This is a genomic window from Saccharopolyspora hirsuta (assembly GCF_008630535.1).
In the GTDB taxonomy this organism is placed as follows: Bacteria; Actinomycetota; Actinomycetes; order Mycobacteriales; family Pseudonocardiaceae; genus Saccharopolyspora; species Saccharopolyspora hirsuta.
The window spans coordinates 157,467-175,646 of record NZ_VWPH01000010.1 but is presented as its reverse complement, the minus strand read 5'-3'; the positions used below and the strand labels follow the sequence as shown (position 1 = coordinate 175,646).

The window sequence follows — 18,180 nt, the reverse complement described above, 5'->3', positions numbered from 1 at the left end:
TGCCTCACAGGGCGTCGCGGGCGCGCAGTGCCGCGAACCCGATGGCGTAGCCCGCGACGGCCCAACCGATCAGTACGAGCAGCGCGGTCAGCGGACCGTAGGCGTTGAAGTCCGCGACCCCCGCCAGCACCATGCCAGCGGGTCCGGGGAAGAGCTCGGCCGCCGACACCAGCAGCGGGATCGAGGTGACCTGCAGCATCATCGGCACGCCGAAGACCACCACGATCGACACCGCGATGGTGCCCGCGACGTGCCGGACCACCGCGCCGAGCCCGACGACCAGAACACCGCTGAGCGCCAGATAAGCGCCGACCGCCACCGCCCGGCCCAGCACGCCCGCCGGTTCCAGCGGATCGGCGAACTCGCCCAGCACCACCGAGCCCGCCGCGACCCCGATTCCGGTGAGCAGCACCCCGCTGACGAACAGGATCGGCAGCAGCACCAGGGACTTCGCCAGCAGCACCCGGCGGCGCAGCGGTACGGCCTGCAGGGTGGGCAGGATGGTGCGGGTGGCGTACTCGGTGGTGATGACCATCGCGGCCAGCGTGACGACGGCGATGTCGGCGACGAACAGGACCCCGGTGGTGGCGTTGTCGAGCGCCGAGGTGATCGCGGTGTTCGGGCCACCGGCCGACTGCAGGGACCGCGCCGAGGCGGCCATGATGAGCGAGTAGGCGGCGGCCAGCGCGGCCGCCCCGGCCAGGCAGATCCAGGTGGAGCGCACCGACCGCAACTTCGTCCACTCCGAGGCGACGGCACCGCCCAGCTTGCCCGTTCGCGGTGGCGGGGCTTGCGAGGTCGAGGTGGGCACGGTCACGCTCCCTCCCGGGATTGGTCGGCGGGCACGGCACCGCTGTACTCCACGCTGCTGGAGCTCAACCGCAGGTACGCCTCCTCCAGGGACGGGGTCTCGTCGCGCAGCTCGTGCAACCGGACGCCCAGCTCGTGGGCGAGGTCGCCGACCTGCTCGGGGCTGGCGTCCAGCACCCGGAGCCCGTCGCCGTCGGCATCCGCGCGGAAACCGCTGTCGGCCAGGCGATCGCGCAGCGACGCCAGGGCGGACGGTTCGGGGCTGCGCACCACGACGCACCGGGTCGAGCTGCGCTCGATGACCTCGTCGACGGCGGCGTCCGCGATGAGCTCACCGCGACCGATGATGACCAGGTGGTCAGCGGTCAGCTGCATCTCGCTCATCAGGTGGCTGGAGACGAACACCGTCCGCCCCTCCGCGGCCAGCGACCGCGCCAGCGAGCGCACCCAGCGCACGCCGTCGGGGTCCAGCCCGTTCACCGGCTCGTCGAAGATCACCGTGTGCGGATCGCCGAGCAGCGCGGCGGCGATGCCGAGGCGCTGACCCATGCCGAGCGAGAAGGTCCCCGCGTGCCGCCCGGCAACGGCGGTCAGGCCTACCTCGTCGAGCACCTGGTCGACCCGGCCGCGCGGAATCCCGTTGCTGCGGGCCAAGGACAGCAGGTGTGCGTGCGCCGATCGCCGCGGGTGCACCGCGCGGGCGTCGAGCAGGGCACCGACCTCGCGCAGCGGGTAGGGCAGTTCGGCGTAGTGCTTGCCGTTGATGCGCGCCTCGCCGGAGGTGGGGCGGTCCAGGCCCATGATCATGCGCATCGTCGTCGACTTCCCGGCCCCGTTGGGGCCGAGGAACCCGGTCACCTTCCCGGCGGCGATGTCCAGGCTGAGGTCGTTGACCGCGGTGGTGGTGCCGTACTGCTTGGTCAGGTGCCGGAGGCTGATCAATCGCTCACCTCGTCGCGTGGGCGGCTACGGCGTTGATTGCCCGGCAGTATAGTCGGTCGCGCCACACTTCCAGCCGTCGGAGGGGCTGCGTGATCCGAGTACTGGTGGTCGACGACGAAACGTTGGTGCGCACGGGTTTGCGGATGATCCTGCAACCCGCTGACGACATCGAGGTGGTCGGCGAGGCGGCGGACGGCCGGGAGGCGGTGGAGGCCGTGCTGCGCCACCGCCCGGACGTCGTGCTGCTGGACGTGCGGATGCCGGTGCTGGACGGGATCTCGGCCGCGGCGGAGATCGGCGCGCAGCCTTCGCCGCCGCGGATCGTTATGCTCACCACCTTCGACCTGGACGACTACGTGCACAGCGCGCTCAAGGCGGGGGCGGTGGGTTTCCTGCTGAAAGACGCCCAGCCGCACGAACTGGTCGCTGCGGTGCGGACCGCCGCGGCCGGCAACGCGATGCTCGCACCCACCGTCACCAAGAGGTTGATCAGCAGGTTCGCCGACATCAAACCGGCGGCGCGGGCGCGCCTGGAGGTGCTGACCGCGCGGGAGCGCGAAGTCGTGCTCTGCGTGGCGCGCGGCCTGTCCAACGCGGAGATCGGTCGCGAGCTGTCGATGAGCGAGACCACCGTGAAAGCGCACGTGAGCAGGTCGCTGGCGAAGCTCGACCTGACCAACCGGGTGCAGGCGGCCATCCTGGTGCACGACGCGGGACTGGCTTGATTTCACCGTCCTTGCAGGGTTTTTCGCGCTCCTCTTAAGTCGCGTGACGGGGCTGCGGCGCGCTGTTAGCGTGTGTTCCCTCGTTGCCCGAACCGCTTCGCCGCAGGCGGGATCCAGGCGCGCGCCGACGGTTTTCGGCGTGGTACCAGCGGGTTCGGGCCGGTTCGGCGATCGGTGGGGAGCTCGGGCGGATGAGCGGGTTTGATCGACGTGGATTCCTGGTGGGAGCTGGTGCGGCCGCGGCCCTGGGCATCGGGGCGCCCGCAGCGGCGAGCGCGGTCGCGCGGCCGCCGAAGTTCACCGCGGCGAACGGGGAGGTCGACTGGCGGGCGGTGCGCGAGCAGTTCCGCCTGGACCCGTCCGTGGTGAACTTCAGCGCCTTCTTCCTGACCTCGCACCCGCGCGTGCTGCGGGAGGCCATCGAGCACCTCGGCGCGCAGCTGGACGCCAACCCGATGGACGTCTACGGCCTGGAGCTGCCGGACGGGCCGACCGGTTACGAGCGGGTGCGGACCGCGCTGGCCGGGTTCCTGGGCGGTGCACCGGACGAGTTCGCGCTGACCCACAACACGACGACCGGGCTCGGTTTCGTCTACAACGGACTGAAGGTGAAGCCGGGGCAGGAGTTCCTGCTCACCGAGCAGGACCACGTGGCGCACGTCGGCTCGGCGGTGCTGGCCGGGGAGAAGCACGGTGTGACGACCCGGATGGGCAAGCTCTACGAGAACTCGGCGAACGCGACGGTGGACGAGATCGCCTCCCGGTTGCGGGCGGAGATCCGGCCGGAGACCCGCGCGGTCGGCGTCACCTGGGTGCAGTCGACCACCGGGGTGCGGATGCCGGTCGCGGAGCTCGCCGCCGTGGTCGCGGAGGCGAACTCGGGGCGCGCGGAGGAGGACCGCTGCCTGCTGGTCGTCGACGCGGTGCAGGGCCTGGCCGCCGTGGACGCGGACCTGCCGTCGCTGGGCGCGGATTTCGTCGTCGCGGGCACGCACAAGTGGTTCCTCGGGCCGCGCGGCACCGGCCTGATCTGGAGCCCGCGGGACGCCTGGCCGCACGTGCGCCCGACCATCGTGCCGGTGTTCCGCGAGGACACCATCGCCAACCTGACGCCGGGCACGTTCATCCAGTTCGACCACCTGTTCGCGATGCCGGTCGCGGTGGACTTCCACCAGCGGATCGGCCGGGCAGCCGCAGCCGAGCGCATCACGCAGCTGAGCCAGCAGCTCAAGGACGGGCTCCGCGGTGTCGAGAAGGTCGTCCTGCACACTCCGCAGGATCCCGCGATGTCGGCCGGTATCACCTGCTTCGAAGTCGAGGGCGTGGACGCGGAGCGGGTGGTGCAGCACCTGGCCGATCGCGGCCTGCGGATCAGCACCGCCCCGGGGCTGCGGCCGTACCCGCGCATCGGAACGAGCATCGTGCACTTCCCCGAGGAGGTCGACCGGGCCGTCGCAGCGCTCAACGAGATCGCCTAGCGACCTGATGAGGTTTTCCGACCTCGTTCCGGATGCGCAGGTGTCGTCCGAAGTGGACCCTACATCTGCACCTCGGAGCGGTCCCCGGCCCAGCGGGTGTGGAAGGTTCCTTCGCGGTCGGTGCGGCGGTAGGTGTGGGCGCCGAAGTAGTCGCGCTGGCCCTGGGTGAGCGCCGCCGGGAGGCGGTCGGCGCGCAGGGAGTCGTAGTAGGCCAGCGCCGCCGCGAAGCCCGGGGTGGGCACGCCCTGGCCGGTGGCCGCGCCCAGCACCTCGCGCCAGTCCTGCTGGGCGTCGGCGATCTCGGCGGCGAAGGTCTCGTCGGACAGCAGGCTCGGCAGGTCCGGCCGGGCGTCGTAGGCGGCGCGGATGCGGTCCAGGAACGCGGCGCGGATGATGCAGCCGCCGCGCCAGATGCCCGCGATCGCACCGAGGTCGATGTTCCAGCCGTACTCGGCGCTGCCCGCGGCGATCTCGTGGAAGCCCTGCGTGTACGAGACGATCTTGGACGCGTACAGCGCCTGCTCCACCTGGTCGGCGAACGCGTCGGCCGCCGCTCCGCTGAGCGGTCGGGCGGTCGGCCCGGCCAGCCCGCGCGAGGCCTCGCGCAGCGCGGTGTGGCCCGACAGCGAGCGGGCGAACACCGCCTCGGCGATGCCGGAGACCGGCACGCCGAGTTCGAGGGCGAGCTGCACCGTCCAGCGGCCGGTGCCCTTCTGCTCGGCCTGGTCGGCCACCACGTCCACGAACGGCTCGCCGGTGGCGGGGTCCACGTGGGACAGCACCTCGGCGGTGATCTCGATCAGGTAGGAGTCCAGCCGACCGGTGTTCCAGGTGCGGAAGACCTCGGCGATCTCGGCGGGGGAGCGGCCCCCGACGTCGCGCAGCAGCTGGTAGGCCTCGGCGATGAGCTGCATGTCGGCGTACTCGATGCCGTTGTGCACCATCTTCACGAAGTGCCCGGACCCGTCGGGGCCCACGTGCGTGACGCAGGGCGCGCCGTCGGCGGCCTTGGCGGAGATCTTCGCCAGCATCGGGCCCAGCGATTCGTAGGACTCCGCGGAACCGCCCGGCATGATGCTGGGGCCGTGCAGCGCGCCCTCCTCGCCACCGGAGATGCCGGTGCCGACGAAGTGGATGCCCCGCTCGCGCAGGTCGCGTTCCCGGCGCCGGGTGTCCGCGAAGTGCGCGTTGCCGCCGTCGATGATCACGTCGCCGTCCTCCAGCAGCGGCGCGAACTCCTCGATCACCGCGTCGGTGGGGTCCCCGGCCTTGACCATGATCACCAGTCGGCGCGGTCGCTCCAGCGCGGCGACGAACTCGGCGGCGGATTCGGCGCCGATGAACTCGCCCTCGTCGCCGAACTCCGCCAGCAGCTCGCGGGTGCGCGACGGGGTGCGGTTGTGCACGGCGACGGTGTAGCCGTTGCGGGCGAAGTTGCGCGCCAGGTTGCGGCCCATGACCGCGAGCCCGGTGACGCCGATCTGCGCTGAGGTGCCCATGTGAAACTCCTGCGGGTTGCTGGTGAGCGCCGGTGGGGCGGCCGCTGGCAATTCTCGGCCAGCGGCCGCCCCGGCGCAGGGAAACGGGCGGGTTCACCCCGCGGTCAGGTCCAGCAGGACCTTCGAGGCGGCGGTGCGGTCCCCGGCGATGTCGAAGGCGGCCACCGCCTCGGACAGCGGGAAGGTGTGGGTCAGCACCGGGTCGACCGGCAGCCCGTCGGCCAGCAGGGACAGCGCGTCGTCGAACTCGCGGTCGAAGCGGAACGCGCCGAGGAGCTGCAGCTCGCGGGTCACCACGACGTTGCCGAGGAAACCGGTCTCGCCGGGCGGCAACAGGCCGAGCAGCACCACGGCACCGCCGCGCCGCACGGCCCGCACGCACGTGCTCAGCCCCGCCGCCGACCCGGAGGCCTCGATGGCGACGTCGACCTGCTCGGGGTCCCCGCGGTCGGCCCGGATCGTCGTGGTGGCGCCGACCCGGGCGGCGATCGCCAGCGGCGCGTCGAGCAGGTCGGTGACGACCACCTCGGCCGCCCCGGCGCTCTTCAGCGCCGCCGCCGTCAGGCACCCGATCGGCCCCGCGCCGGTGACCAGGACTCGTCGACCGGTCACCTCGCCCGCGCGGCGCACGGCGTGCAGGGCGACCGACAGCGGCTCGGCGAGGACGGCCCGGCGCAGGTCCAGCCCGGCGGGCAGCGGGCGGACCTGCGCCGCGGGCACGACGATGCGCTGCGCGAACCCGCCCTGCACGTGCGGGGTGCGGGCCGCGCTGCCGAGGTAGCGGCTGTGCGCGCACACGTTGCGGTGGTCGCGGGTGCACTCCGGGCAAGCGCCGCACGGCGTCGCCGGGTGGACGGCGACCGGCGTGCCGATCTCCAGACCGTCCACATCGGATCCGGTGGCGGCCACCCGGCCGACCACCTCGTGGCCCAGCACCATCGGTTCGCGGACGTGGAAGTCGCCGACCGAACCGCGGTGGTAGTAGTGCAGGTCCGATCCGCAGATCCCGCCCAGCGCCACCGAGATCTCGACGTCGCCGGGACCCGGCGCCGCCGGTTCGCGCTCCTCGATGCGGAGATCGCCTGCTCCGTGCACGACGCACGCGCGTGTGGACATCGCCCCTCCCACGGGATCAGAGAACGGAGGTCATGCCGCCGTCGACGTGCAGCAGCTGGCCGTTGACGAAGTCGGAGGCCGGGGAGGCCAGGAAGAGCAGGGCGCCGACCAGGTCCGGCACCCGCCCCCACCGGCCCGCCGGGGTGCGACCGCGCACCCAGCGGCTGAACTCCTCGTCGGCGACCAGTGCGGCGGTCAGCTCGGTCTCGAAGTAGCCGGGCGCCAACCCGTTGACCTGGATGCCGGACGGGCCGAGGTCGGCGCACATGCCCTTGGTCAGCTGCTTGAGACCGCCCTTGGTGGCCGAGTACGGGGCGATGCCGGGGCGCACCAGCTCGCTCTGCACCGAGCAGATGTTGACGATCTTGCCGCTGCCGCGCGGCACCATCCGCCGGGCGACCTCCCGTCCGACGAGGAAGGCGCTGGTGAGGTTGGTGTCGAGCAGCCGGTACCAGTCGGCGTCGGCGAACTCGGTGACCGGCGCGCGGTGCTGCACCCCGGTGTTGTTGACCAGGACGTCGATCGGGCCCGCCAGCTCCTCGGCGCGGGCGATGCCCTCGGCGACGGCAGCCGGATCGGTCACGTCGAAGGCGAGCCCGTGCACGGTCCCGCCGGTTCGCCCGGCCAGTTCGTCGCGCGCTTCGGCCAACCTGGACTCGTCGCGCCCGTTGAGCACGACCGTGCACCCGGCTTCGAGCAGGCCTTGGGCCAGGGCGTGGCCGATGCCCCTGCTGGAGCCGGTGACGACGGCGACGCGTCCGCTGACGTCGAAGACCGGGTGGCTCATCGCGCGACCTCCGCGGCGCCCGGAACCGCTGCGGTGCCGGGCAGCGGGGTGCGGGCGGGGCGACCGGACAGCACCGCGAGGATGTTGTCCACGGCCAGGTCGACCATCGCCGCGCGGGTCGCCTCGGTGGCCGAACCGACGTGCGGCAGCGCCACCAAGCGGGACTGCTCGACGAGGTCGGCGACGTCGGCACCGCGCGGCTCGCGCTCGAACACGTCCAGCCCGGCGGAGTGGATCACCCCGTCGCGCAGCGCGGCCAGCAGCGCCGCCTCGTCGACGACGCCGCCGCGCGACGTGTTGACCACCGTCGCGGTCGGCTTCATCGCGCGCAGCTCGTCGGCGCCGATGAGCCCGCGGGTGGACTCGGTGAGCGGCACGTGCAGCGAGATGATGTCGGACTCGGCGAGCAGCGTGCCGAAGTCGACCGCCCAGGACAGGTTGTCGTCCTCCGGCGCCAGCGGGTCGTGGTGCAGCACGCGCATCCCGAACCCGGCCGCCCGCCGGGCCACCGCGCGGCCGATCTGGCCGTAGCCGACCAGGCCCAGCGTCGCGCCGAACACGTCCAACCCGAGGTCGTCGTGCATCCGGAAGACGTCCCACTGCCCGGCGTGCAGCCGGTCGCGGGCCGCGCCGAGGCGGCGCCGCGCCATCAGCACCAGGGAGAACGCCAGGTCGGCGGTGGTCTCGGCCAGCACCCCGGGGGTGTGGGTGACCACCACGCCGCGCTCCGCGGCGGCCCGCCGGTCGACCGCGTCGAACCCCATGCTCGCCAGGCCCACCACGCGCAGCGACGGCCCGGCCGCGGCCAGCAGCTCGGCGTCGACGGAATCGTTGCCCAGGGCCAGGATCGCGCTGACCCCGGTGGCGAGCTCGGCCAGCTCGGCCGGTTGCGGTCTGCCCGCGCCGGTCCAGCGGACGAGTTCCACTTCGGACCCCAAGCGGGCCAAGCCGCCGCCGGGGAGTTCCCCGCGGGTGCTGAGCACGCGATGCCTCATCATTCGCTCCTCGTCGAGACCGGTCGCGGTCCGCGACCAGCTCGCGGCACCGCCCGGCCAGAACGCTAGGCAGCGCGGCGGGGGAGCGACAAATACCGGATTCGCGTGACGCTATCGGCGGCGGGAATGCTTGCCGGTCAGGCCGCGAATTCCGCGATCAGCTCGTGGAACAGGTCCTGCACCGCCAGGGCCGGTTCGGACAGCGGCTGGTGGTCGGAGGTGCACAGCGAGAGCTTGACCTCGATCTCGGGTTCGACGATCCGCCGCGCCACCAGGTTCTGCACGTCGATGATCGCGCTGGCCGCCGACCACGGCAGCACGGTCGCCCCGACACCCGCGCGCACCGCGCTGACCAGCGTCGGCGCCGACTCGATCTCGCCCACCACCTTCGGCTCCAGCCCGGCCTGCTGGAAGGCGGTGTCGACGACCTGGCGGATGGTGTGGATCCCGCTGGGCAGCAGCAGCTCCACCTCGCGCAGCTCGGCGACCGCGACCTCCTCCCCGGCGGTGTCCGGGGCGATCGGCGGGGCGGCGATGAGGAACAGGTCCTCGGTGCGCATCGGCTCGAACCGCACCCCGCGGATCGGGCGGCCCGCGTCGTAGATGAACGCCATGTCCATCCGCCCGGTCATGATCGCCTCGCTGATGACGCCGCCGAAGTTCTCGTTGATGTGCAGCAGGATGTTCGGGTAGCGGTCGCGCACGGCGCGCAGCAGCGGCAGGGCCAGCGCCGCGCCCGCGCTGTAGGGGGCGATGCCGACCGACACGCTGCCCGCCGGGGCGTGCCCGGACACCGAGACCGCGGCGTGGGCCTGGTCGACCTGGCGCAGGATGAGCTGCGCGTGGCGGTAGAGCGCGCGCCCCGCTTCGGTCGGCGCCACCCCGCGCTTGCTGCGGATCAGCAACTGCTGCTTGAACTGGGTTTCCAGCGCCGAGACCTGCTGGCTGAGCGCCGGTTGGGCGATGCGCAGGATGTCGGCGGCTCGGGTGATGCTCCCGGCGTCGACGATCTTGACGAACGAATAGAGGCGCCTGGTGTCCATCTGCCGCCCTTTCCAGCCCGGGAGCGACACATCATACGTCCGGCGCGCGAAGGCGCTGAGCTGTGGAGATACCGGTGACGCGGGGGATCGGCGCGACTACCGGGCGCAGCGGTCATAAGGAATCGCGATCACGTCACGCGCAACGCGTATTTGTCCGCCGCGGCGGGACCGGATTAGGTTCGCTGAAACGCAGCGCGGCGAAGCGGTGATTTCGAAATCACCGCGGCGAATTGCGGAATTGCCGATCGATTCGCCGAAATTCGCCGACGGCCGCTGACGAAGAATTCGGTGGACGCCCCGGGAGGACGAAATGACGCACCTGGTCGATCTCGTCGCCGACCTCGGCGAGGGGTTCGGCGCCTACACCGCGGGCGACGACGAGGCGCTGCTGGACGTCTTGACCTCGGCGAACATCGCGTGCGGCTTCCACGCCGGGGACCCGCGCACCATGGACGCCACGGTCCGGTCCTGCGCGCGGCGCGGCATCTCCCCGGGCGCGCACCCCAGCTTCCCCGACCTGGTCGGGTTCGGTCGGCGCGCGATGGAGCTGACCGCCGACGAGGTTCGCACCGATGTCCTCTACCAGATCGGTGCCCTGCAGGCCTTCGCCGCCGCGCACGGCACCCGGGTCAACCACGTGGCCCCGCACGGCAGGCTGGGCAACCTCGTCGCCACGCGGGCCGATTACGCCGCGGCGGTGGCCGACGCGGTCGCCGCCGTGGACCCGGGGCTGATCGTGCTGGCGCAGGACGGAGAGCTGGCGGAGGCGGCCCGGGCCCGCGGCTTGCCGGTGGGCATCGTCGGGATCGCCGACCGCGCCTACGCCGACGACGGAACACTGGTGCCCCGGGCGCAGCCCGGCGCGGTGCTGCACGATGCGGCCGAGATCGCCGAGCGCACGGTCCGCATGGTGACCGAAGGCGTCATCGACAGCGTCGGTGGCGAGGCGATCCCGGTGGAGTGCGACACCGTGCTGCTGCACGGGGACAGCCCCGGTGCGGTCGCCGTGGCGCGCACCGTGCGCGAGCAGCTGCTCGCAGCCGGGGTGACCATCGCGCCGCTGCCCGAGGTGCTCGACCGCAAGAGGGGTTCCTGACATGCGGCAGCACGTGGCGATCCTCGACTGCGGCGACTCGGCCGTGGTCGTCAAAGCGGTGCACGACGACGCGGACCACCGCTGGCGGGCCGTGCACGCGCTGGCCGACGCGCTCGAGGAGGCCGACCTGGCGGGGGTGCACGGGCTCGTGCCCACCTACGACTCGCTGCTGGTGGAGTTCGACTGCGCCGACACCGACCACCGCAGCGTGCGCCGGTCGCTGGAGGCCGCGCTCGACCGGCTCGGCGAAACCCCGGAGGAGCGGCCGTCGAAGCTGTTCGAAGTCCCCGTCGTCTACGGCGGCGAGCACGGCCCCGACCTGCCCGCGGTCGCCGACCAGCTCGGGCTGACCGAGCAGGACGTGATCGACCTGCACAGCGGCGCCGAGCTGACGGTGCGCTGCCTCGGCGCGCCCGTCGGCGCACCGATGATGGACGGCCCGGCGTTCCCCGCACCGGTCGCCCGGCTGTCCTCGCCCCGGACGAGCGTGCCGCCCGGCTCCGTCGCGGTCGCCGGGAAGCAGGCGGTGATCTGCCCGATGCGCTCCCCGGGCGGGTGGCCGCTGCTCGGCCGCACCCCGCTGCGGGTGCTCGACCTGCACTCCGAGCGCCTGGCCCCGTACCGGCCGGGCGACCGCTTCCGCTTCGTGCCGATCCGCCCCGAGCAGTGGGGCGAGCACGCCGGTGCCCCGCTGGGGGCCGCCGATGGCTGACCACCTCGTGATCCACCGGGCGGGCATCTCCGCGGTGCAGGACCTCGGCCGGTTCGGGCGTTCGCGGTTCGGGCTGCCGGTCAACGGCGCGCTCGACCAGTTCTCGGCGCGCGCGGCCAACGTGCTGGTCGGCAACCGGGAGGGCGACCCGCTGGTGGAGGTCGCGATGCTGGACTTCAGCTGCACGCCGAGCACCGACGTCCTGCTCGCCGTCACCGGCGCGCCCGCCGACCTCACCGTCGGCGGTGTCCCGCGCCCGCAGTGGGAGCCCACCGCGGTCCGCGCTGGCGAGACCGTCCGCATCGCGGGCATCCGCCGGGGCGCGCGGGTCTACCTCGCGCTGCACGGCTCGGTCGAAGCACCGTCGCTGCTCGGCAGCTGCGCACCGGACACCATCCTCGGGTTCGGCCGGTCGCTGCGCGACGAGGACGAACTGGCGATCGGCCGCGGCATCGCACCGATCGACCACCCGGTCCTGCGCCACCCGGTGTTCCGGCTCGGCGTGCCGGTCCCGCCCTTCCCGGAGGAGTGGACGATCGACGTCACCGACGGCCCGGACATCGCCGAGTTCGGCGCCTCGGCGGCCAAGCTGTTCGACGCCGAGTACACCGTGAGCCCGCAGAGCAACCACATCGGCCTGCGCATGCGCGGCGACGTGCCGCAGCGGGAGGCCCGCGGCGAGGTGCTCTCGCGCGGCGTCCCGGTCGGCGCGGTCGAAGTGCCCGCGGGCGAGGAGCTGCTGGTGCTGCACCGCGGCCGCGGGGTCACCGCCGGGTACCCGGTGCTGGCCGTGGTCACCGCCACCGGGCTCTCGGCGCTCGGCCAGGTGCGGCCCGGACAGCGCGTCCGGTTCCGCAAGCGCAGCGTCGAGGAAGCGGTGGCCGCCTACCGGGCTCAGCGCAACACCTTGCGCGCACTCCGAAAGCGCGTGTCGACGGTGTTCGACGCGCTCCGCATCCCCACCACCACGCCCGCCCCAGCAACGGAGGCACTATGAGAACCGTGGCCGCCAAGGCCGTGCCCAACCAGGTCGACGCCCGCACCGCACGGCGCATCACCCTCGCCGGGTGCGTCGGGATCTTCGCCGAGCTCTACGACAACGGCATCTTCGGCTTCATGGCCGGGACGCTGGCCCTGGTGTTCTTCCCGGACTCGCAGAACGCGGTGCTGCTGGTGTTCGTGGGGTACGCGATCTCGTTCTTCTTCCGGCCGCTGGGCGGCATCATCTGCGGCCACCTCGGCGACCGCATCGGCAGGCAGCGGATGCTGGTGTTCGTCATCATGCTGATCAGCGTCGCCACCGCGGCCATCGGCATGCTGCCGACCTACGCAGCGATCGGCGTCGCGGCACCGTGCCTGCTGATCCTGATGCGGATCCTGCAGGGCTTCTCGGTCGGCGGTGAGGCCGCGGGCGCGATGACCTTCCTCGCCGAGCACGCCCCGGAGGGCAAGCGCGGCCTCTACACCAGCTACGCGCAGATCGCCTCCTTCCTCTCGCTGCTGACCGGCACGCTGATCGCCGCGGCCATGACCAGCGGCCTCGGCCCGGAGCGGATGGAGTCCTTCGGCTGGCGCATCCCGTTCCTGCTGGCCATCCCGCTGGGCATCACCGGCATCTACATCCGCCGCAAGATTACCGACACGCCCAACTTCACCCGCCTCAAGGAGGAGGGCGGGCTGTCGAAGAACCCGCTCAAGGAGGCCTTCGCCTCCGCCGAGCACCGCCGGGCGATGTGGTTGGCGCTGCTCATCCCGCTGATGAACGGTTCCGGCTACTACGTGCTGTTCGCCTACATGCCCACCTTCATGTCCACCGAGCTGAAGTTCAGCACCGTCGACGGGCTGCTGGTCACCGCGGCCAGCCTGGTGGCGATCTCCGTCGCGATCCCGTTCATGGGCGCGCTGTCGGACCGCATCGGGCGCAAGCGGGTGATCGCGGGCGCCGCGGTGGCCATGGCGATCGCCGGGATCCCGTGCTACGCGCTGATCAGCACCGGCAACGTGGGGCTGGCCGCGCTCGGCGCCAGCATCATGGCCGTGGTGTTCGCCGGGCACACCGGCGTCATCCACATCCTGCTGGTGGAGCTGTTCCCCACCCGCGTCCGCTACTCCGCCTACGGCCTGGGCTACAACATCTCCTCGGCCGTCTTCGGCGGCACCGCCCCGCTGCTGATGACCTTCCTCATCGGACAGACCGGCAACACCTACATGCCCGCGTTCTACGCGGTGGTCACCGCCCTGTGCACGCTCGCCGCGGTCTCCAGGGTGACCGACCGGGCCCACCTGCCGCTGCAGGACGCGTAGCCGGAACACCGGCAAAGCACCACGAACTCTCTAGGAGCGAACGAAGATGCCCTTCTCCGACTACAGGACTGCGCTGGTCACCGGCGCGTCGACCGGGATCGGCGCGGTCGTCGTCGAGCGGCTGGCCAAGCAGGGCCTGCAGGTCCACGCGGTGGCGCGCAACGCCGAGCGGCTCGCCGAACTGGCCGAGCGCACCGGGTGCACGCCGCACGCGGTCGACATCACCGACACCGCCGCGCTGACCCGGACGCTGGACGGGCTGGAGATCGACGTGCTGGTGAACAACGCCGGGGTCTCCCGGTCCGGCAACATCCTCGACGCCGACGAGTTCGGCATCGACGAGCAGATCGCGGTGAACATCCAGGCGGTGCTGCACCTGGTGCGGCTGATCATGCCGGGCATGGTCGAGCGCGACCGCGGGCACATCGTGAACATCTCCTCGATCGCCGCGATCTACAACTTCGGCGGCAACACCATGTACCACGCGACGAAGTCCGCCGTGCACACGCTGTCGCGGCAGCTGCGCGTCGACGCCTACGGCCGCCGGGTCCGCGTCACCGAGATCTGCCCGGGCCGGGTGGAGACCGAGATCTTCGGGCGGCTGCTGGGCGACATGGAGGAGGCGCAGCGCCGCTTCTACGACGGCTACGAGTCGCTCAAGCCGGAGGACATCGCCGACGCCATCGAGTACGCGATCGGCACGCCGCGGCACGTCAACATCGGGCACGTGGAGATCCTGCCGACCTTCCAGGTGCCCGGCGGGCTCAACTTCGAGCGCCGCGCCGACTGAACCCGGGAGCAGGGATGAGCGCGACACCGACCGCCCGGCGGGTCGACCGGATCCAACCCTCGCCGAGCACCGCAGCCGCCCAGCGGGTGCGCGAGCTCAAGGCCGACGGCCACGAGATCCTGGACCTGACCGTCGGCGAACCGGACTTCGACACCCCCGAGCACATCAAGCTCGCCGCGATCGAGGCGATCGATCGCGGCGAGACCAAGTACACGCCGGTCAACGGCACCCCCGAGCTGCGCGAGGCGATCGCGGCGAAGCTCGCCCAGCGCCACGGCGCGCACTACTCGCACGCCCGGATCGCGGTCGGCGGCGGGGCGAAGCAGGTCATCTTCCTCGCGCTGATGGCCACTGTGGACACCGGGGACGAGGTGATCGTGCCCGCGCCGTACTGGGTGTCCTACCCGGACATGGTGCTGGCCAACGACGGCACCCCGGTCGTGGTGGAGTGCGGGGAGGACAACGGGTTCAAGCTCACCGCGCAGCAGCTGGAATCCGCGATCACCGCGCGGACGCGGTGGCTGATCCTCAACGCGCCGAGCAACCCCACCGGCGCCGCCTACACCGAGGCAGAGCTCCGGTCGCTGGCCGACGTCCTGCTGGCCCACCCGCACGTCCGGGTGCTGACCGACGAGATCTACGACGAGATCTGGTACGGGACGGGGCTGGCGCCGACCCTCGTCGGCGTGGAGCCGCGGCTGCAGGACCGCGTGCTGGTCACCAACGGCGTCTCCAAGACCTATGCGATGACCGGTTGGCGCATCGGCTACGGTGCCGGTCCTGCGGACCTGATCGGGGCGATCAACAAGCTGCAGTCGCAGATCTCGTCGTGCCCGTCCTCGGTGAGCCAGGCGGCCGCGGTCGCCGCGCTCACCGGCAAGCAGGACTTCATCGCCGAGATGGTCGAGACCTACCGGGGCCGCCGCGACGAGCTCCTGCGGGCGCTCGACGGCGTCCCCGGGATCTCCTGCACCACCCCGCAGGGCGGCTTCTACCTGTTCGTCAACTGCACCGGGCTGCTCGGCAGGCGCACCCCGCAGGGCGCGGAGATCAGCACCGACGAGGAGTTCTGCCGGTACCTGCTGGAGTCCCAGCAGGTCGCGGTGATCCACGGCGCGGCCTACGGCTCACCGGGCCACTTCCGGATCTCGTTCGCCACCTCGAACGCGGTCCTGCGGGAAGCCGCCGCGCGCGTCGCCCGGGCCTGCGCCGAACTGTCCTGACCGCGAGAAGGAGGAGCGCAGCATGCGCGTCACCACCAAGATCGACCGCCCGGACCCCGAGCTGGTCGAGCAGCTGAGCCGGTACTCGTCGGCGACGATCCACGAAGCGCAGGGCAGGCTCGGCGCGCTGAGCTCGCGGATCAAGCCGGTCGACCGGGACATGTCGTTGTGCGGACCGGCGTTCACGGTGTCCTGCGCGCCGCGGGACAACCTGATGCTCCAGGTCGCCATCGCCCACGCCCGGCCCGGCGACGTGCTCGTCGTGTCGGCGGGGGACTACACCGAGGCCGGGCAGTTCGGCGACGTGCTGGCCAACGCCTGCCAGGCCAAGGGGATCGCCGGGCTGGTCACCGACACCGGGGTCCGCGACACGCAGGAGCTGCGCAAGCTGGGCCTGCCGGTGTTCTCCCGCAGCGTGTCGATCAAGGGCACGGTCAAGGAGACCCTCGGCCCGCTCAACGAACCGGTGCTGATCGGCGGCGAGATCGTCCGGCCCGGCGATGTGGTCCGCGGTGACGCGGACGGCGTCGTGGTGGTCCGCCGCGAGGACCTGGCCGAGGCGATCCGCAAGTCCGGTGAGCGGGAGGCGGCGGAGGCCGCCTACATCGCCGACTACCGGGCGGGCAAGAGCGTCATCGAGGTCAGCGGCCTCGCGGCCAAGCTGGAGGCGAAGGGCCTGGTCATCGAGGACTGACGCGGGGGCGTCGCCGGAAACGGTCCCGGCGACGCCCCCGCCGCTAGTTCGCCCGGCGGCGCAGGAACACGACGGCGAGAACGGCCAGGACGGTCGTGGTGATGGCCGCCGCGGTCGAGACCGCGTTCAACCCGGTGGTGTGCGCCTCGCGCGCGAGGGCGAGCAGCTCAGCTGCGAGGCCGCTCGGCAGGTGTTCGGCCGTCGTGAGCGCGCCCGCCATGGTGTCGCCAGCGCGTTCGGCCAGCTCGGGCGGAACGCCGTCGGACATCTCGCTGCGATAGGTGAGCGCGCCGAGGCTGCCCAGTCCCGCCGTTCCGACGGCGACACCGAGTTCGGTCGTGGTCTCCGACATCGAGGCCGCCGACCCGGCTTTCTCCGCTGGGGCCGACGAGATCGCCAGGTCGGTGCCGAGCACGTCGGCGGGCCCGCTGCCGAAGTAGGCGATGGTCAGGCCCAGCACCACCAGGGCTGCGCCACCGACCTGCGCCAGGACCGCGAACCCGGCCGCCGACACCAGCAACCCCGCGCCGACGACGCAACCAGGCCCGACCCACCGGGCAGCCGCGGGCGCCAGCATCGAACTCGCGACCAGTGCTGCGGCCGCGGGCAGCAACCACAGCGCGGCGTTCAGCGGCGAGAGCCCGACCGCCATCTGCAGGTGCTGGCTGACGAACATCGTGATGCCGCTCGTGGTCGCCGCTGCGAGCAGCAGGACGAGCAGCGCGGTGCGGAAGGACCGGTCGCCGAACAGCCGGAGGTCGAACAGCGGGTCCGCCGACCTCAGCTGCCGCCGCGCGAACACCGCCCCGGCGAGCAGCCCGGCCAGCAGGGCGAGCACCGAGGTCGCGACGTCGCCGCCCCTGGTCAGCTCCTTGAGGGCGTAGACCGGAGGCAGGACGGTGGCCAGCGAGAGCCCGACGCTGATCAGGTCGAGCCGGCCGGCCGCGGCGGCGCGCTGCTCGGGCAGCAGCACCGGGCCGGTCACCAGCAGCAGTGCCATCACCGGCACCGCGGGCAGGAACACCGAGCCCCACCAGAACACCTCCAGCAGCGCGCCGCCGGCGACCGGGCCGACGGCGATGCCCGCCATGAAGGTGCTCGACCACCCGGCGACGGCGATCGTGCGCTGCCGGGGATCGCGGAACATCTTGCTGATCAGGGCCAACGTGGTGGGCATCAGGGTCGAGGCGACCGCCCCTTGGAGAGCCCGCGCGGCGATGAGCGCTCCGGCGTGCGCGGAGAAGGCGGCCAGCACCGAGGTGGCGCCGAAGCCCGCGGCGCCGATCAGCAGCAAGCGGCGGTGACCGATCCGGTCGCCCAGGTTTCCCGCGGTGAGCAGGAAACCGGCGATCGCGAAGCTGTAGCTGTCGGTCACCCACAGCAGTTCGACGCTGGTGGCGTCCAGATCCGCGGCCAGGTGGGGGAGCGCCAGGTACAGCACGCTCATGTCCAGCGCGACCAGCAGGGTGGGCAGGCTCAGCACGGCCAGCCCGAGCCATTCGCGCAGGCCTGCCCGGGGTGCGGGCGTGGTTGACGTGTTCGTGGAAGCAGACGACATGCGTACTCCGTCGAAGCGGGTGGCGCGCAGCGGCGCCACGCGGACCAGGCCAGGTGGTTCCGCGGAACCACCGCGCGGTGCTTCGACATCGGCAGCGGGCGCGTGGAATCACCGGCCCGTTCAGCCGGTGCGACGCCTCCTGGCGTCAGATCAGAACGCGCTCCGCGCCAGATGCGGAAGCACAGGTCGGAGCCATGCCGTTGACCACGAACGCCAAGGTCGTCCTCTCCTCGCCGGTGACAGCTGCCAGCGCCACGGTGACACGGACTCACCCGGCGCCGCAAACGACTTTTCCGTCCTGCTCGCCGGTCCGTCCGCCGTCCGCGCCAAGCTCGCGGAACTCGGTGCAGCGCAAGGGAATCAGCGGTAGCTCGCCCCGCGGCGGACTCACCGACTGCGCAGCGGCCA

Annotated in this window: 17 protein-coding genes; 9 read left to right on the top strand and 8 right to left on the bottom strand. The window is 72.2% G+C overall.

Annotated elements, in window-relative coordinates:
* Positions 1 to 4: 4 nt before the first annotated feature.
* Positions 5 to 817 (bottom strand): ABC transporter permease, encoded by an 813-nt coding sequence (locus F1721_RS22465; protein WP_170301569.1) that lies wholly within the window; start codon positions 815 to 817, stop codon positions 5 to 7.
* A complete protein-coding gene (locus F1721_RS22460) occupies positions 814 to 1,752 on the bottom strand; it encodes an ABC transporter ATP-binding protein (protein ID WP_150068722.1) in 939 nt (312 codons plus the stop codon). Before F1721_RS22460 ends, F1721_RS22465 begins: the two co-directional genes overlap by 4 nt.
* A gap of 89 nt (positions 1,753 to 1,841) precedes the next feature.
* On the opposite strand from F1721_RS22460, the gene F1721_RS22455 reads away from it, so the two are divergent.
* Both F1721_RS22455 and F1721_RS22450 read left to right on the top strand, forming a co-directional pair.
* Positions 1,842 to 2,477: a response regulator gene (locus F1721_RS22455; RefSeq protein WP_150068721.1), complete on the top strand. Its 636-nt coding sequence runs from the start codon at positions 1,842 to 1,844 to the stop codon at positions 2,475 to 2,477.
* 221 nt (positions 2,478 to 2,698) lie between these two features.
* The gene (locus F1721_RS22450) at positions 2,699 to 3,955 is read left to right on the top strand and encodes an aminotransferase class V-fold PLP-dependent enzyme (RefSeq protein ID WP_211840569.1); all 1,257 of its coding nucleotides are present in this window, start codon (positions 2,699 to 2,701) and stop codon (positions 3,953 to 3,955) included.
* Positions 3,956 to 4,014: 59 nt separating this feature from the next.
* Here the strand turns inward: F1721_RS22450 and gndA are convergent, their stop codons facing one another.
* The 5 genes from gndA to nac all read right to left on the bottom strand — a co-directional run bounded on the left by gndA (position 4,015) and on the right by nac (position 9,395).
* Positions 4,015 to 5,454, bottom strand: coding sequence for an NADP-dependent phosphogluconate dehydrogenase (gene gndA, locus F1721_RS22445; RefSeq protein WP_150068719.1), 1,440 nt, complete (start codon positions 5,452 to 5,454; stop codon positions 4,015 to 4,017).
* 93 nt (positions 5,455 to 5,547) lie between these two features.
* Complete coding sequence (locus tag F1721_RS22440) at positions 5,548 to 6,570, bottom strand: L-idonate 5-dehydrogenase (RefSeq protein WP_150068718.1); 1,023 nt, start codon at positions 6,568 to 6,570, stop codon at positions 5,548 to 5,550.
* Positions 6,571 to 6,586: 16 nt separating this feature from the next.
* Complete coding sequence (locus tag F1721_RS22435) at positions 6,587 to 7,357, bottom strand: SDR family oxidoreductase (RefSeq protein ID WP_150068717.1); 771 nt, start codon at positions 7,355 to 7,357, stop codon at positions 6,587 to 6,589.
* Positions 7,354 to 8,352 carry a 2-hydroxyacid dehydrogenase gene (locus tag F1721_RS22430; protein WP_150068820.1) on the bottom strand — a complete coding sequence of 333 codons (999 nt, stop codon included), beginning with the start codon at positions 8,350 to 8,352 and terminating at the stop codon, positions 7,354 to 7,356. Before F1721_RS22430 ends, F1721_RS22435 begins: the two co-directional genes overlap by 4 nt.
* 137 nt (positions 8,353 to 8,489) lie before the next feature.
* Positions 8,490 to 9,395 carry a nitrogen assimilation transcriptional regulator NAC gene (nac, locus tag F1721_RS22425; RefSeq protein ID WP_150068716.1) on the bottom strand — a complete coding sequence of 302 codons (906 nt, stop codon included), beginning with the start codon at positions 9,393 to 9,395 and terminating at the stop codon, positions 8,490 to 8,492.
* A 310-nt stretch (positions 9,396 to 9,705) separates the two neighbouring features.
* Here nac and F1721_RS22420 point away from each other — a divergent pair, with 310 nt between their 5' ends.
* The 7 genes from F1721_RS22420 to F1721_RS22390 are packed head-to-tail and all read left to right on the top strand — an operon-like array spanning position 9,706 to position 16,214.
* Positions 9,706 to 10,491 (top strand): LamB/YcsF family protein, encoded by a 786-nt coding sequence (locus F1721_RS22420; RefSeq protein ID WP_150068715.1) that lies wholly within the window; start codon positions 9,706 to 9,708, stop codon positions 10,489 to 10,491.
* A gap of 1 nt (position 10,492) precedes the next feature.
* The gene (locus F1721_RS22415; RefSeq protein ID WP_150068714.1) at positions 10,493 to 11,203 is read left to right on the top strand and encodes a 5-oxoprolinase subunit B family protein; all 711 of its coding nucleotides are present in this window, start codon (positions 10,493 to 10,495) and stop codon (positions 11,201 to 11,203) included.
* Entirely contained in the window at positions 11,196 to 12,200 is a 1,005-nt protein-coding gene (locus F1721_RS22410; RefSeq protein ID WP_150068713.1) for a 5-oxoprolinase subunit C family protein, read from the top strand. Before F1721_RS22415 ends, F1721_RS22410 begins: the two co-directional genes overlap by 8 nt.
* Positions 12,197 to 13,507 (top strand): MFS transporter, encoded by a 1,311-nt coding sequence (locus F1721_RS22405; protein ID WP_150068712.1) that lies wholly within the window; start codon positions 12,197 to 12,199, stop codon positions 13,505 to 13,507. Before F1721_RS22410 ends, F1721_RS22405 begins: the two co-directional genes overlap by 4 nt.
* A gap of 46 nt (positions 13,508 to 13,553) precedes the next feature.
* A complete protein-coding gene (locus F1721_RS22400; protein WP_150068711.1) occupies positions 13,554 to 14,297 on the top strand; it encodes an SDR family oxidoreductase in 744 nt (247 codons plus the stop codon).
* A 14-nt stretch (positions 14,298 to 14,311) separates the two neighbouring features.
* Positions 14,312 to 15,520 (top strand): aspartate transaminase, encoded by a 1,209-nt coding sequence (locus tag F1721_RS22395; protein WP_150068710.1) that lies wholly within the window; start codon positions 14,312 to 14,314, stop codon positions 15,518 to 15,520.
* A 22-nt stretch (positions 15,521 to 15,542) separates the two neighbouring features.
* Positions 15,543 to 16,214, top strand: coding sequence for a 4-carboxy-4-hydroxy-2-oxoadipate aldolase/oxaloacetate decarboxylase (locus F1721_RS22390; RefSeq protein ID WP_150068709.1), 672 nt, complete (start codon positions 15,543 to 15,545; stop codon positions 16,212 to 16,214).
* Between the two features lie 43 nt (positions 16,215 to 16,257).
* Here F1721_RS22390 and F1721_RS22385 read toward each other — a convergent pair whose 3' ends face one another.
* Positions 16,258 to 17,772, bottom strand: a complete 1,515-nt coding sequence (locus tag F1721_RS22385) for an MFS transporter (RefSeq protein WP_150068708.1) — start codon at positions 17,770 to 17,772, stop codon at positions 16,258 to 16,260.
* Between the last annotated feature and the right edge of the window lie 408 nt (positions 17,773 to 18,180).

Bases quoted from the DNA above. Each gene is read 5' to 3' on its own strand.
- F1721_RS22410 (WP_150068713.1), top strand. From the start codon at position 11,196: ATGGCTGACCACCTCGTGATCCACCGGGCGGGCATCTCCGCGGTGCAG.
- F1721_RS22390 (WP_150068709.1), top strand. From the start codon at position 15,543: ATGCGCGTCACCACCAAGATCGACCGCCCGGACCCCGAGCTGGTCGAG.
- F1721_RS22395 (WP_150068710.1), top strand. From the start codon at position 14,312: ATGAGCGCGACACCGACCGCCCGGCGGGTCGACCGGATCCAACCCTCG.
- F1721_RS22430 (WP_150068820.1), bottom strand. From the start codon at position 8,352: ATGAGGCATCGCGTGCTCAGCACCCGCGGGGAACTCCCCGGCGGCGGC.
- F1721_RS22415 (WP_150068714.1), top strand. From the start codon at position 10,493: ATGCGGCAGCACGTGGCGATCCTCGACTGCGGCGACTCGGCCGTGGTC.
- nac (WP_150068716.1), bottom strand. From the start codon at position 9,395: ATGGACACCAGGCGCCTCTATTCGTTCGTCAAGATCGTCGACGCCGGG.
- gndA (WP_150068719.1), bottom strand. From the start codon at position 5,454: ATGGGCACCTCAGCGCAGATCGGCGTCACCGGGCTCGCGGTCATGGGC.
- F1721_RS22385 (WP_150068708.1), bottom strand. From the start codon at position 17,772: ATGTCGTCTGCTTCCACGAACACGTCAACCACGCCCGCACCCCGGGCA.
- F1721_RS22440 (WP_150068718.1), bottom strand. From the start codon at position 6,570: ATGTCCACACGCGCGTGCGTCGTGCACGGAGCAGGCGATCTCCGCATC.
- F1721_RS22405 (WP_150068712.1), top strand. From the start codon at position 12,197: ATGAGAACCGTGGCCGCCAAGGCCGTGCCCAACCAGGTCGACGCCCGC.
- F1721_RS22420 (WP_150068715.1), top strand. From the start codon at position 9,706: ATGACGCACCTGGTCGATCTCGTCGCCGACCTCGGCGAGGGGTTCGGC.
- F1721_RS22435 (WP_150068717.1), bottom strand. From the start codon at position 7,357: ATGAGCCACCCGGTCTTCGACGTCAGCGGACGCGTCGCCGTCGTCACC.
- F1721_RS22400 (WP_150068711.1), top strand. From the start codon at position 13,554: ATGCCCTTCTCCGACTACAGGACTGCGCTGGTCACCGGCGCGTCGACC.